This is a genomic window from Gilvimarinus japonicus (genome assembly GCF_042847215.1).
GTDB lineage: Bacteria > Pseudomonadota > Gammaproteobacteria > Pseudomonadales > Cellvibrionaceae > Gilvimarinus > Gilvimarinus japonicus.
Window position 1 is genome coordinate 3,923,543 of sequence record NZ_AP031500.1, and the last position, 14,975, is coordinate 3,938,517.

A 14,975-nucleotide genomic window follows, 5' to 3' on the forward strand; every position below is an offset into this window, starting at 1 on the left:
TCACACGGCGATTAAACGCCAGCCCAACTTTTCAGCTTCTGCCGATGACAGACGTCCGCCAGCAACAACCACCGGATGCCCAACGACACTCAGCATCGGAATATCCGACACATCATCACCGTAAGCATAACTGGCCTGTGCTAACGCGGCACTGCTCAGCAACGCCTTTACCGCCTCTCGCTTACCCGCACCCACCATAGGCGGTGCTGATAAAAAGCCGGTGTAGACGCCGGCACTCACCTCCATTTGCGCCGCGAGTATTTTAGCTATGCCTAAATCACGGGCAATAGGCTCCAGTACGGCGGGAAACGAGCCAGACACCAAAACAACTTCACTGCCACGAGCTTGATGATCTCGCAATTCGGCCAATACCGCCTGACAGTAAAATCGTGTTTCTCGTCGTTTGTGGCAAAACCAGCGATTACCGGCATCGGCTAACGCGGCCACTGACCGACCAGCAAAGTGGCGGTAATAAAGTTTATTAACCGTCTCCCAGCAAGCGTGCTCGTGCAAATGCGCCATTAGATCGGCTCGGTAGAGTGATTCTGCCTCAGAGTCTGGATACAATTGATACCAGTAATCCTGAAAACTCAACATGCTGTTTAGCGCAATTAACGTATTGTCTACATCAAAAAATGCATAACCATGCTCAGCCACAGATAAAGATTGCGTATGTTGCATAATGATTAACTCCTTTGATTAACCGTTACTATTGCGCCTGATCGATCAGTACTTCAGGCACAGCGATATCCGACGCAACCACCGCAACAAACTGACGGTGCGCTTTAACGGACTGCATACGCTCTTGCTTTACAAGCCGCGACTTCTCCATCGCCGAAAAGGACATCGTAAATTCAGCCACAGAACGCCCACACTGCTCAACGCTGGTAATGGCCGCAAACTTTAAGAACTTAGGGTTATCTACCGCACACTCAGTGATATGAGTACGGATAGTGGCACTAATGGGAAACGCATAATGGCTATAACTAACCGACAAAGCATTAAACACAAAAGCGTAATCAATAACGGACTTCGGCATTAAATAGGCCTCGGTCACAACCAGCATTGCTTGTCGGGCGGCCTCAATGACCACCATTCCTTGAACGTGCTGCCCACTCAAGTGATCTTTCATCAGCTCGCAATCTTCATCGATCAGCAACGCCAGTTCATACTCACGTGCCGACACCTGGCGCGGCATAGACACCAATACATTGCACACCTCAGCCTTGTGCGACAATGCGCCGCTCGCACGCTCAGGTAAGTTATGCCACAGCGAGAAGTCAAACCCTGATATGTTACTCGACTGACTGGCCGCTTCCAGCAACCTCTGGCGACTCATGTCACCAATGCCCTGTCCCGGAACCAGTACTGTGCGCTCCTGATTACCGAGTATATGCACCGGTAAACTAAGCAATCCGTGTAACTGAGAAACCGTAATAGCTTCTTTTTGAGCGATATACGGAGCAAATTTGTCACCAACTACTAATAAGATACGATCATTCATGGTGTTACCTCATAGATATTAGATGGAATAAATACAGAAACACGGCATTTCCACGAATGTGGAAAAAGGCGCCGCTCTTTGATAGTAGCTAGAGTTATGCCGCTCTATGATGAAGCCGATATCGGATATCGACTGGGCAGTACGAGGCCTCCCCAAAAACACCTAAACGTGTCAGTGGGGCGACAGAAAAAAGGGGGCCTGACGAGTAGAACAAGTCACGTTATACTGACGGCAGGATTTATACGCGAGGGGATGCGCCACCCAAACTGAGGTACAAGCTAATGAATAATAATGATTTTTTTAAAAAGGCGCGGCGTCCATTGGGGCCTATCTTGGCCCTACTAACGGCTTTCGCCTCGCCCCTCGGCAACGCTGCGAGCGAACCTGGCGAGCCAAAAGAAACGCTAAAAATGGTGACGCTCGCCGCGCCGCCATGGGCATCGCAATCAGTACAGAGCGGCGAGATAGAGGGCGCGTTTGTCGATATCGTCAAGGCTTTGACAGAGCGCACCGGCTACCAGTTTGATATTACTCTTACGCCGTTTGTTCGCGCGGGCCGTGAAATCGAGCGCGGGACACAAGACTGCACCATTCTGGCACCTCTCGACTCCGAGAAAGTCATCGCTGGTGAGCTCACCTTTCAGCACCCTCTCGGAGCGATTCCACGCCAAGGCCTGTCACTCAACCGCTACGAGGACTTAAGCGGACAAAGGATTTCCGTGTTGCGCGGTGGCTCACTCAGCGAGCGCTTTGACGCCGATACTACGCTGGAAAAAGTATTTGATACTGACTACGCCACAGGTTTACGCAAAGTCGCACGCGAGCGGGTCGATGTCGTGGTCGGCGCAATTCCGACCCTGCTTTATATCGCTCGTATGGAAGGTATCACAGCAGAACTTGGCGAACCCTTAGTGCTGCGCAATATTCCGTTGATGTTTCAGTGCTCCAAAATATCCACTCACCTGGACGCTATGCCAGCCATCAATCAGGCACTGCGCGACATGCGTGACGAGGGAGTCTTCGACACTATTCAACAGCAGCACGAGCTATAAGCCGGCCGATGCGCAGGTTTTCAAAACCGGGGGCGAGCCTTGCCGATGACCGCATTGGCCGTCGTTTACTGTTTGCGATTGTGCTGTTTAGCTCACTGGTCACGCTTGTGGCTACCGCGTTTCAATTGTTCGTCGACTTTCAGCGGGATGTCGGACAAATTAAAACCCGGCTCGACGATGTGCAGAGCAGCTACCTGGCAAGTATCAGTGCCAGCCTATGGAATCTGGACCCAAGTCAGCTAAAACTGCAAATGGAGGGTATTCGCCAGTTGCCCGGAGTGGTCGCGGTCGCCATTTACGAAGACCCCGCCGATATCGCCGAGCCGCTCACCATTACCCTGGGCCAATTTACCAAGCATCGCGTGATCAATCGCGATTACGCCATTAACCACACTACCGAAGACGGTAACCGACACATTGGCACCCTGCGAGTCCAGGCGTCGCTTAATGAGGTTTATTCTCGCCTGTGGGAAAAATTAATTATTATCTTGTTCACGCAAGGCATTAAAACGTTTTTAGTGTCGCTGTTTATCCTATTTATTGTTTACCGGCTTATCACCGCGCATTTAGTCCGCATCGCGCACTACGTAAACCAATTTAACGTCAGCGAATCACCCGAGCCACTGCAACTTGAGCGCGGTAACCGCCACAGCGGTAACGATGAGCTCGATCAGGTCGTCAGCGCATTTAACCGCTTAAGCAAAAATTTAACGCAAGCCTATGACCGCATGCGCCAGGCGAATGACGCCTTAGCACGTGACGTTCTGGCCCGTCGCAAAGCCGAAGAGGAAGTCAGATACCTTAATACGATACTGGAAGACCGAGTCCAACAGCGCACGGCCGAGCTTCAGGCGGCCAACGACGAGCTAGCAAGCTTTTGCTACTCGGTCTCCCATGACTTACGCGCGCCGCTGCGCCGTATTGAAGGGTTTCGCCGGATGCTGGCAGACGATTGCAGCGCCTTACTGCCAGATCAAAGTCAGCATTACCTCGGTCGCATTGAAGCTGGCACACGCGAAATGTCCGAGATGATTGACAGCTTCCTGCATTTATCCCGAGCTACTTTGGGTGAGCTACATCGCGAGCCAATCGATTTTAGCGAGCAAACTCAGCAGCTATTTTCGGTATTGCGCGAGCGCGAGCCCGAACGCGACATTAGCCTGATAATCCAGCCCAACCTGCAGGTGCGGGCCGATAAGCGCTTTTTTACGATGCTAATGACCAACTTATTGGAAAACGCCATAAAATATACACGCCGCAAAGCTCACGCCCAAATTAATGCGGGCCAGTGCCTTTACCAAGGCCAAGAGGTATTTTATATTCGCGACAATGGCGCAGGCTTTGATATGAACTATGCTGAACGTCTATTTGCTCCTTTCTCCCGGTTACACAAAGCCGAGGAGTTTGAAGGAACAGGTATCGGACTGGCCACGGTTCAGCGTATTATTAGTCGACACGGCGGTCAGATATGGGCCGAGTCGAGCCCCGACGAGGGCGCGAGCTTTTATTTTTGTTTCAAGGAAGGCGACAAGGACGATGAGCAAAGAGACAATACTGTTGGTGGAGGATAACCCAGACGACGCCGAACTGGCGATGTTAAGCCTAAGACACCTTAACCAAAACTACGACATTCAATTGGTAACCGATGGCGCGCAAGCTATTGAATACTTGTACGCTCAAGGACGTTACGCTCACAACCCCAGATTGCCAAAGCCCGCCCTGGTACTATTGGACATAAACCTGCCTAACGGCAACGGCTTAAGCGTATTAGAGCGCATGCGCGCCTCGGCCGAATACAGCCGCACCCCGGTGTTAATTCTTACCACCTCTGATGAACTCATCGATCTGGTGCAGACCCGCCAACTAGGCGCTAACAGCTACCTGCAAAAAACCGTAGATTTTAGGCACTTTACCTCGCGCCTACACCAAGAGCTCGACCACTGGCTGGCGCCAACCGGCTAACAGCGACACTCGTAGCTTTCACCGCCGCGCCGGTTAGCCGCAGCGGCAAACGCTCAACACATCACTGCCCGGCAACCCGTAAAAAACCTGGTGTCTGCCGCTTCGCAAAAGCTAAATTTGGCGCGCCATAGTCACGCGCTTGACGCCCTACTCGCAATTCAATTTGATAGCGCTTACCGGGTTCTGGATTGCGTATGCGACTCTCTGTTTGGGCGACACCATCAATACTCATACTCGTACCCTGAACACTCACATCTCGGGTTATCGCTATATATAAAGTTGCGCCGCGAAACTTTTTAACCATCCGCGCATAGGGCCAGTGCGCCGGCAGTTGCGGGTTAATCCAAAGTCCCTCGCGATCGCCCTTAACACCTAATAAGCCCTCTATCAGCGCCAGATACGTCCAGCTAGCGGCCGCGGCACTCGCCACCCCGCTGGAGTAACCCGCCCGAGTTGCGAATGACTCGCCACCACCGCTAGCCGCGTCAGGCATAAACGTTGGCAGCTGACCGCGCTGGCGGTAGCGCTCGCCATCGGGGCCGGGGATTAACGCGCGCAACACCTGAAAAGCTCGCTCCGGCTCAACCGCGCTATAAAGACTGTAAGCATAGTGTGCCGCCGTTAAACTGTGAATTGAGCCGTTTTCGCCCAACCCGGGATGACTGCGCGAAATATGGCTAAGATCATCGCGTACCTGACTAAATGTCGGTGCAAGATTCATTACCCCATCGGTGGTCACCAGCTGCGAGTCCACGGCATCAAGCAATAAACGACGGCGATGCGCATCTTGCTGCTGCGCCAATAAAGCCCAACTTTGCGGCGCCAAAAAAATCTTTCCTTCGCGGTCATCACTCACCCCGTAAGTCGCGCCATATCGGGTAATACCGCGGGCGTACCAACGGCCGTCCCACAGGTGTTGATTCACCGCCTGTCGCAGTGCCTCTGCGCCCTCGCGGTATTGTCCGGCCACCGAGAGCAACCGTATATCTCGCTCACAGATCGTTGCCCAAAGCTCCAGAGCATAGGCCGCCGATAAAGATTCGTTGGCGCACGCACCACCAGCCCCCGGCTGCGTCGTGTGCAATAATCCATGGCGATCAATACGCCCAAGCAAATCATGCATGGCATTATTAACCCGCTCAAACACACTAATCGCAACGCCATCAGTGCCCACCATAGTCTCACGCAACAATGCTGTATCGGCCGATTCTGCCAAGTAGGCCCGTAAAAACAACACCCAGCCAATGCCGCTATTGGGTGGGCGATACAGTGCCCCCGTAGCGTTATCCTTTTTGCCGGGGCGGCGTTGTAACGCCGCTAAAAATTCACCGCGAGCCCTTGCAGGATGGCTGTAAACCAAAGCAATACGCCACTGCAAATCATCGTCATCGGCACCGTTTGCGCTTGCGAGCTGACGTGGCAGCCAGTGATTTACAAAATGATTTAAGCTGTCATCGGGCGTGTCGATTTGCAAGGTGTTCGCTCGCGCATCGCCGTCGATTTGTTGCATCGACTGCACTCGCGCAAAACCCGCTGCCGATAAGTACCGATCGCGCAAACGGCGTATGTGGCGTTTATCCGTCGCATCCCCCACCATAAACCGCAGCGTATCTTCACCACCGGGAGGCAACTGTAGGCGATACTGCAAAGCCGCGAGCGGCACATCGTATTGCCGCGCATCATCACAACCAAGCTCTTCAGCGCGCAGCGCGTCAGGGTTATGCAATCCGCCTTCACCCTCAAACAGTGCCCGTCTCACCTGCCAGGCAACCGGCGGGCGCTCATGCAGCACAAAACTTTTAACCTGCCGATAGCTCCCTTCCAGAAACTCAGCCGCTAATGGCTCGGAGGTTGTATCAGCCACCGCAAAACTCGCGACTATGCCCTCAAGGTCCGGCCGATATTCCGCGCTGCGGTGTTGCTCGCTCAGCTGCGCGAGTAAAAAGCAGGGGTAAACACTGATGCTTCGCGCAACGGTAGCGCGATTCGCCACCGTTACCTGCCACAACTCTACTGCGTCGTCCTCCGGTAGCGACAGCTGCAAGCGGACATCCAAACCGTCAAACACCGAATCCCAGGTAATCTCGTTTAAACCTACGCAAAAGTTAAACTGCTCGGGCTCCTTGCGCACTGGCTCATAGGGCGCCGAGTATAGCTCCCCAGTCACCTCATCTTTTAGATACACAAAGCGACCCAACCCCTGGGCGGCGTGACTCTCGGTAGCACGCGTCGCCAAATAGCCGCGACATCCAGCGTCTATACGCAAATGGCGGTTGCACAAAGTTCCAGCCGCCTTTGGCATATCAGTTGGCGAGCGTAAATTCCAGCGAGCACCGTAATCGGTAGAGTAAATCATGGCATCACATTCCATGTCCGCGACAGGTGAGGGCACACATGCACGCAGCTTATTGCTGTCAGGACAGTAATGATAGCGCTATCATTACTGTCCTGACAACACCTAAAACACCTCCGTGCAATGTTATTTCAAGTGTTACCGCTATCATTTTGTAAGGTAGGTAACCACAAAGACTAACGATCCGTACCGACGGGCCAGCACCAGCTCTTGGCTAAGCCTTAAAACAAAGAAATCGAGCTGTCGCACCAGAGGTAATCACTGGAACAAAACGATAGCGCAGCGATTAGGCGAGCGCCCAGCAACCCACCGACACGACGCTTGAAGCCTCCAGCCTAAAACGAGTAATTAACCCCAACGGAATAAAACGCGCCATTAAAGCCAAATGGCGCACTGCGGCGGGAGTAACGAAACACCGTATCAATGGCCATATCTTCGGCGCCGGGGCTGGATTCAAATAAACCGCCCCGTGAACTCGTGTTATTAACCTGATCGGGGGTAACGTCAAAAACATTATTGCCCATGGCGTACAGTTCAATCCCATCGGTGACGAAGTAACCCAGCCGAACATCGGTAAGCCACTCGGCACTGTAGGTTTGCGCACTGCTATCAAGCACGGTGTATTCACCATAGCGATTAACGCTTAGACTGGCGCGTAAGTCGCCCAGTAAATAATCGGCGCTCAAAGACACCCGGTCTTTGGGTTGCCATGACTCAATAATAGAAATATCTTGCGCGCTAAACACTAGCGTCGGGTCAACACTAGACAGTGCGCCATCGCGGGGAACATAGGTGCTGGTAACCTCGGTATCGGTATAATTCGCCGCCAAGGTCAAATCCAGGTTGCCTCGCAAAAAGTCGATGCCGCTGTAGCTAGAAACAATATCCACCCCGCGGGTTTCAGTGTCGGCGCCATTTAAAAAGAACTGAGCGGCGGCAACATTGGCCTCAGCCAGCGCGTTGCTCAGCAAGCCGTCGCCAGGGTCATCGGCCGCGGTTAACTGGTTGCTAATACCGATACGGTCATCAATATTGATCGCGTAGGCATCAAGGGTCAGGCTCCAGCGATCGGTAATATGAGTGACAAAACCGAGACTGATATTTTGCGATTGCTCCTCGGTTAACTCTGGCACACCCAAGCCGCGCACCACAGCACTGTCGTTGCGAAAAGTGCCCACGGTGACCGCACCTTCATCGCGAATTTGCGTACTCACGTTATTAAAATACAACTGCTGCATCGAGGGCGCGCGAAAGCCGGTGCTCACCGAGCCTCGCATCGTAAAGCTATCACTTACATGCCAGTTACTCGCCAGCTTATAATTAACTGTATCGCCAAAACCGTCGTAGTTATCCCAACGCATGGCGGCACTCACCAGCCAGTCATCGGTAATTTGATATTCACCGTCGACAAACAGAGATTGCACATCGCGGCTTTCATCCACCACCGATTCCGGAGCAATACCGTTAAACCCCTGAATACCGCCACCGCTGTCTTGCGCGTACAGTGCCGCGCCGGTTTCTGGGTGGGTGTCGTAGTCAAACCAAGCGTATTGCTCACCGGCTTTAATCTGGTAGCCATCGCGGCGCAGCTCGCCACCAACCGCCAAGTGAAAATCGCCCAAACTCTGCGTGTAATTGACATTGAGCGTTTGCAGCTCCAGCTCTAAGCCGTAAGCATCCGCCGCGCGCGGAATCTGCTGGCGCACACCGGCATCGTCCAGCCCTTCGCCAAAGCGCAGGTAATTCGCGTAAGAGTAGTTCGCGCTGTTCTTCGTCGTGTAAGCAATTTGGTTGTTGCCGTAGGTGTAGGCGATATCCATATGAGCATTATTGGCCAGCTCAAACTGGTAACCAATATTGTAGGAAACATCGTCAATCTCAGAATAAATTAGCGGTAAAAAACCATCGGGATCAGCGGGGTTTAAACCGTCGGCTAGCAGTGCGCTATCAACTCCATTCGTGCCGGTTGGGTTGCGATAAAAAGCGCCAGATTCGTTCTCACGTGCCGAGTAAGTCACAAAACCATATAGCTCGCCGACACCCACATCGACACCGGCATTCAACACCAGCGCCACCTGGGTCGAGTCGGCATCGCCAATACGAAATCCATCGCGGGCGGGACCATTAACCTCGCGTTCGGCGTAGCTTGTTGATGGCTCCAGATAACCGTTGCCGTCGCTGTCGTTACAGCCACCGTATAAACAGAGTCCTTGGGGATCGGCCCGATTGGTTCGGCCGCGATCGCGATAGTTGGCCGTCATACTAACGTAGCCGCTATCACCGATCGATAAACCCTTATTAATATTTACGTTAACCGTTTCGCCATCGCCCTCGGTGTACTGACCGTAAGAACCAGACGCACTGCCACCTTCGCTGTTGTCTTTGAGCACAATATTGATAATACCGGCGATTGCATCCGAGCCATATTGCGCTGCCGCACCGTCGCGCAAAATCTCAATGTTTTTAATGGCCGCTGCGGGGATGGCGTTCATATCGGTACCGGCCGTACCGCGACCAACCGAGGTATTAATATGAATAAGAGATGCCTGATGGCGGCGCTTGCCATTAATTAACACCAAGGTTTGATCGGGCCCCAAGCCACGTAACGTCGCCGGGCGCAACGCATCGGTGCCATCACTAACCGACGAGCTGGGAAAATTAAACGACGGGGCAATCGCCTGCAGCATACGACCCACTTCAACCTGGCCCGTACTGGACAGCGCCTCGGCACTAAAATTATCCACTGGCACCGGCATATCCTCGGCGGTACGGCCAGGGGTCCGGCTGCCAAGAATCACCACTTCCTCCATTTTTGGCATACTGTCATCTTGTGCCAGCGCATCTAGGGCCGTGCTACCACTAACAAGTGCCACAAACGACGCCAACATGCGTCGGGGAAAATATGTATCAGACATCACCAGCTCCTTCTGAATTGTAATTAGACTCCTGCCATTATAGTTAAGAAAGCAGCCTTCGCTTTTACTACAGCGCCATGAATCGTTAGCCGATTAACAGCGCCTCACGATCACTCAGCTAACGGCGCTTTCGCCTTGGGCGGCAATGGCGAAAAATACCCGACCACAAGCAACAAAATGCCAACGGCGATAAACGAGACAATGGCCTCGAGGGTATTGCTATCGCGCATATCCATTAAAAATAGTTTAGCCACCACTACGGCAAGCAATACAGCTGCCACTAACCACGTATTACGCCAGTGCTTCCGGGTAGCAATAAACATAACCGACAAACCCAGCAGCGCCCAAAATATTGTCAAGGCCGCCTGCGCAAGCGCCGAGTTTACAATGGCGTTTAACTCGTAGCTCACGCCACTCCAATGATGCAAACTACGCAATAGCATTGCATTGCACCAAACAAACACTAGCGCCGCGATGACAGCCCAGCCATGCGATCTAGAAACCTTAATGACACCTACCGAGCAGACTTTGCGCCACCAGTAAAACCCGGTAAAAAATACCGCCAATTGCGTGAGGTCTAATGGATTGAGAAGTGGCACATACTGTAAAGGCAAGAAACTTCCCGCACTCGTGGCGCTTATTGCGACGCTCCACAACGCCATAAAGGCCACTAGCGGAGAACTACCATAGATTAAATAACTCGCGTAGTGATCAGTCCAAGGCCATACATTCAGCTTCAAGACACACCACGTAAGCAACAAACTTAGCGGGACCAGTGCCAGACACTCCCAGCTATCGGCTAAATTTAATGTATCGACAACAAACCAGACTAGCTCCGTGGTCCCCAACACGGCAAACAACAGCCAGCCCAACAAGTGCAACCCCACCGCATTGACGGCGGCAAGAGGCCGGCGATCGCGAAGGTACAATAGCCAGGATAAAACGCAAAACAATGCGAGCCAGCCAGCATAACCCCAAGACTCTCCGGGGTGATTCAAATTTTGCAGGGCCCACCCGGCCGCCAACAACATAAACAATAGCAACCCAAACCCAGTAAAGCGCAGCTCAGACCATTGCAGCTTTAATTCTAAAAACCCTAAAACCATGCAAGACGTCGCGACAAATAATAACATCGCAACATAAACATACATCGGCGCAATATTAGCTAGCGCCTCTTGCGCACCATTTAAAAACCACCAGGTTAACGCCAATAATAAAAGTGGCTGCGAGCACTGCCTAATGACCCGTAAAATATCGGGTGAGCTGTGACGCAATAAATAGCTGCTAACACCGTTACTTAAGGCTAATAATACTCCCCCTAAAAAAACGCTATTAACCAGAAAAGCCTCGCCGTCGCGGTGCCATTGCGCCGCTAAGAAGTACACCCCCGCCAGCACCTGAAGAGCCAAAGCAAACGCCGCCCCCAGCTGACGCCGTTGACGCAAACTAACCCAAAGTACGCCGGCACCCTCTAGCGCCCATACCGACGCAACCCACTCGCCATCTAACGCAAAGGGAATCGCCAATGATAAAAACACCGCCGCTAACGCCAAATACGCCTCAGCCAGCAAACGATACGTGGCCCCGCCAAAGCGCCGACAGAGTATTAACAAGAGACTATAAAAAACTCCCAGTGCAAACGCCGCCCATGCCAACCCGTATTGGTATTGATACACGATGCCCGCCTGTAAACCAAAACCAACCAAGGGCACACCAAATACTAGCGACGCATCGACGTAGCCTGTTAAGTTTGGCGGCTGACGCCGAGCAAAGAAAATGGCAATGGACACATAAAATAGAAAAAACAGCACCAAGAAGAACTGTGCACTGGGAAGGTTGGCGGGGGTATAGTTAAGAACACCCCAGAGGCTCGCAATAACAAAAGTAAATACAAACCCAAGCAAGTTTAGAATGCGCCAAGCTTTAAACCATGCTATGGCGACAATGCCAGCATCAAGCAGCGCATAGTAACTAAACAGCGTGACATGATCACCCTGTCCGCTAGCGCTTAATATTGGCGCGAGAAAACCACCAGTGACAGCCATCACCGCCAATGAGCGAGCATTTTGCAAAACCGCTAATGCCGCCGATAAAATCACCATTACCACCAATAGCGCAAAACTCATTGACGGTGGAATTAAATGGAACAAACGCAGCGCGGCGAATACCGTAATATATAAAATACCCAGCCCGCCACCTTGCAAAATTAATCCGTAGGTAACACGCATACGGCGCAACCGCCAGCCTATTGCCAGTAAGGCAACCCCCAGAGCGGCCACCGAGCACAGCTTAAGTTGAACCGGTAACACACCTTGCTGATTGGCATAACGCAGCAAAAAAGCAACACCAAAAAACAACACGATGACACCGACGCGAACAATGACATTGCCTTCGGTAAAATAGCGCTTAAGCCACGTTAACGCTCGATCAAAAAATACCGGCGATGTCGCTGTCGCCGTATGCTTCTGTGGGCTTGGTGCACCCTGCTCGCGGGCAAACGCGGCATGCGGTGGCGGGGTTGTCACAGCGGACTGCGAATCTACGGGCGAATGGCTTGCCGCTAACGCCTCCGGCTCTAACCCTATTGGGTCTAAGTCTAAGTCCGGCTCAGAAGCCGCCTCTTGCGTTTGATCCTCAAAAGCTCGGGTGGGTATCTCCCGGGCCAATTCACGCAATTGACGTTGCAACGACTCTACCGATTTACGCAGATGGCGAACCTGGGTAAATAGGTACAGCAATGCCAAAATAACCAATGCCAGCAGTAACTGCATCTTCCTGTTCCTTGTTCTTTTTTGTCGCGCAAGTCTTTTTACCTGATGGGCGCCGCGCCAGATTACACCAAGCTCCAGCAGTGCGCATCCTTATCGGTGCGGTGCTCTTGGCCACTGAGCGCTAGGGGGTTTATACTTATAAGCTTTCCCATTCAGCGCAAGGAACACCATGCCCAACAAAGCCATCATTCACACCGATCAAGCGCCCGAGGCAATCGGCCCCTACTCTCAAGCAGTCAAGGTCAATGGCACCGTGTACTTATCCGGTCAGATCCCGCTGATTCCCGAGACCATGGAAATGGTAGAGGGTGATTTTGCCGCCGAAGCCGATCAAGTATTTAAAAACCTAGCGTCCGTGTGCGAGGCCGCCGGTGGCAACTTAAAAGACGTGGTTAAGCTCAACCTCTATTTAACCGACCTGGGCAACTTTCCCATCGTTAATGAAGTAATGACTCGTTACTTTGACGAGCCCTACCCAGCGCGTGCCGCTATAGGCATCAGCCAGCTGCCCAAAGGTGCCCAAGTAGAAGCCGACGGCATTATGGTCACCGCCGGCTAACAGACTTCATAGCTGCACCGCTTAAGCAATAATCGTATCGGTCGCACCCAACAGCTCGGCAAAACCCTCGCGATAATCGCGGTAGCGCAATTGATAACCGCTGGCACACAGCCGGCGATTATCAATGCGCTTGTTCATGCCTTCCGCCGGTACTGAGGCGGGCAAGCTCACCCCCAAGCAATCGGCTATATAAGTCACCACCTCGGCGTAGGGGACAGGCTCGCTGTCGCTGACCAAATACAACGGTTGCGGCTCGGGCGTCTCGCGCAGCAAGTAGGCCATAAACCCCGCCGCATCATCGGCGTGAATACGGTTAGTCCAGGAGGGTTTCGGCGCGGCGTTCCCGTGCCGGACACGATCTATCAAGCGGCTGCGGCCCGGCCCATAGATACCCGACAAGCGCAGCACACTCAGCGGCAGATTAGCGTCACGCAGTACCTGCTCGGCCGCCAACACCTGTTCACCGTTAAAGCGGGCCGGCTGAGGGGGTGTCGTCTCATCGATCCACTCAGCGTTATTCTCGCCATAAACCGCGGTGCTAGAGACAAACAACACCCTGCGCGGCATTTTACCTGCCGCCGCAAGCGCGCGTACTAAGGTCTGGCAAGGCACCACGTAACCCGTGTGATAGCCGGACTCGCTGCGTTCAGCGGGGGTTAGGGTCAGCACGATATGGTCAAAACCTTCGGCCAGCAGTGCCATCATAGCGCGTTCGTCAGAGGCATCTAACGCGCGGTATTGCAGCTCATCCGTCGCTTTCGGCGGATTGCGGCGCACCCCCGTAACGGCCATGCCGCTCCCGGCCAACTGCCCTGCCAAACGTCGCCCGAGATCGCCACAACCGATTATTAATAGTTTTTCGCTATCCATTTTGCTAGTGTACTCATCAAGATACTTTTATTCCCGATAGGAACCTGAACCATGACTTTGACAGAATTGCGCTATATCGTCACCTTGGCTCAGGAACAACACTTTGGTCGCGCCGCCGAGCGCTGCTTTGTCAGCCAACCCACCTTGAGCATCGCAGTCAAAAAACTCGAAGAAGAGCTGGGCGTCTCTTTATTTGAGCGCTCTAAATCACGGGTATCGGCCACTCCTTTAGGCGAAAAAATCGTGGCTCAAGCCAATTTAGTGCTAGAGCAGTCGGCCGCCATTAAAGATATCGCCAATGAGGGCAAAGACCAGCTCTCCAGCCCGCTGAGCATCGGCGCTATCTTTACCATTGGGCCTTATTTGCTGCCGAGCTTTATCCCCGAGCTGCAAAAAGAAGTGAGCAAAATGCCACTGTACGTCGAGGAGAGCTACACCGGTACCCTGCGCACCAAGCTGCGCAAAGGCGAGCTGGACGTGATTATCGTGGCGCTGCCCTTTACCGAGGCCGATGTAGTAACGCAACCGCTGTACGACGAGCCCTTTGTGGTGCTCATGCGCAAAGATCATCCCTTGGCGCAAAACGATACGATCGACCCTACCGCACTGGACTCAGAAGAAGTCCTGTTACTGGGCGAGGGCCACTGTTTTCGCGATCAGGTGCTGGAGACGTGCCCACACCTTAAAACATCCGTCGAAGGGCACAGTGGTGGCGTACGCACAGCAGCCGAGGGCAGCTCACTCGAGACCTTGCGCCACATGGTAGCGTCGGGGCTCGGCATCACTATTTTGCCCGTCTCCGCCGCCGGCATAAGCCGCTACAGCGAAGAGGTACTGGTAACCAGGCCCTTTAACGACCCAGCCCCCAGCCGCACCGTAGCGCTGGCCTGGAGGGCAAGCTTTCCGCGTTTTAAAGCAGTGGATGCCTTGCGCACCGCCATTCGCCACTGCCAACGTGACAACCCTCTGATTAGCCTGCGCAACTAACT

The 14,975-nt window shown here is 53.1% G+C and carries 11 protein-coding genes; 5 read left to right on the forward strand and 6 right to left on the reverse strand.

Going from position 1 to position 14,975, the window contains the following annotated elements:
* Both ACGHAD_RS16665 and ACGHAD_RS16670 read right to left on the reverse strand, forming a co-directional pair.
* Complete coding sequence (locus ACGHAD_RS16665) at positions 1–681, reverse strand: HAD family hydrolase (protein WP_382414623.1); 681 nt, start codon at positions 679–681, stop codon at positions 1–3.
* Positions 682–709: 28 nt separating this feature from the next.
* Positions 710–1,504 (reverse strand): AfsA-related hotdog domain-containing protein, encoded by a 795-nt coding sequence (locus ACGHAD_RS16670; protein WP_339616664.1) that lies wholly within the window; start codon positions 1,502–1,504, stop codon positions 710–712.
* Positions 1,505–1,785: 281 nt separating this feature from the next.
* On the opposite strand from ACGHAD_RS16670, the gene ACGHAD_RS16675 reads away from it, so the two are divergent.
* The 3 genes from ACGHAD_RS16675 to ACGHAD_RS16685 are packed head-to-tail and all read left to right on the forward strand — an operon-like array spanning position 1,786 to position 4,518.
* Positions 1,786–2,556 (forward strand): substrate-binding periplasmic protein, encoded by a 771-nt coding sequence (locus ACGHAD_RS16675; protein WP_382414621.1) that lies wholly within the window; start codon positions 1,786–1,788, stop codon positions 2,554–2,556.
* 8 nt (positions 2,557–2,564) lie between these two features.
* The gene (locus ACGHAD_RS16680) at positions 2,565–4,127 is read left to right on the forward strand and encodes an ATP-binding protein (RefSeq protein WP_382414619.1); all 1,563 of its coding nucleotides are present in this window, start codon (positions 2,565–2,567) and stop codon (positions 4,125–4,127) included.
* The gene (locus tag ACGHAD_RS16685) at positions 4,093–4,518 is read left to right on the forward strand and encodes a response regulator (protein WP_339616661.1); all 426 of its coding nucleotides are present in this window, start codon (positions 4,093–4,095) and stop codon (positions 4,516–4,518) included. Before ACGHAD_RS16680 ends, ACGHAD_RS16685 begins: the two co-directional genes overlap by 35 nt.
* A gap of 61 nt (positions 4,519–4,579) precedes the next feature.
* Here ACGHAD_RS16685 and ACGHAD_RS16690 read toward each other — a convergent pair whose 3' ends face one another.
* The 3 genes from ACGHAD_RS16690 to ACGHAD_RS16700 form a co-directional block, all read right to left on the reverse strand.
* The gene (locus ACGHAD_RS16690; protein WP_382414617.1) at positions 4,580–6,874 is read right to left on the reverse strand and encodes a GH36-type glycosyl hydrolase domain-containing protein; all 2,295 of its coding nucleotides are present in this window, start codon (positions 6,872–6,874) and stop codon (positions 4,580–4,582) included.
* Between the two features lie 332 nt (positions 6,875–7,206).
* Complete coding sequence (locus ACGHAD_RS16695) at positions 7,207–9,786, reverse strand: TonB-dependent receptor plug domain-containing protein (RefSeq protein WP_382414615.1); 2,580 nt, start codon at positions 9,784–9,786, stop codon at positions 7,207–7,209.
* Positions 9,787–9,896: 110 nt separating this feature from the next.
* Entirely contained in the window at positions 9,897–12,557 is a 2,661-nt protein-coding gene (locus ACGHAD_RS16700) for a DUF2339 domain-containing protein (protein ID WP_382414613.1), read from the reverse strand.
* 169 nt (positions 12,558–12,726) lie between these two features.
* On the opposite strand from ACGHAD_RS16700, the gene ACGHAD_RS16705 reads away from it, so the two are divergent.
* On the forward strand, positions 12,727–13,116 hold the full coding sequence (locus ACGHAD_RS16705; protein WP_339616657.1) for a RidA family protein: 390 nt from the start codon (positions 12,727–12,729) through the stop codon (positions 13,114–13,116).
* 21 nt (positions 13,117–13,137) lie between these two features.
* Here the strand turns inward: ACGHAD_RS16705 and ACGHAD_RS16710 are convergent, their stop codons facing one another.
* Positions 13,138–13,986, reverse strand: coding sequence for an SDR family oxidoreductase (locus ACGHAD_RS16710; RefSeq protein WP_382414611.1), 849 nt, complete (start codon positions 13,984–13,986; stop codon positions 13,138–13,140).
* A 51-nt stretch (positions 13,987–14,037) separates the two neighbouring features.
* Here ACGHAD_RS16710 and ACGHAD_RS16715 point away from each other — a divergent pair, with 51 nt between their 5' ends.
* Positions 14,038–14,973 (forward strand): LysR substrate-binding domain-containing protein, encoded by a 936-nt coding sequence (locus tag ACGHAD_RS16715; RefSeq protein WP_382414609.1) that lies wholly within the window; start codon positions 14,038–14,040, stop codon positions 14,971–14,973.
* Positions 14,974–14,975 lie beyond the last annotated feature (2 nt).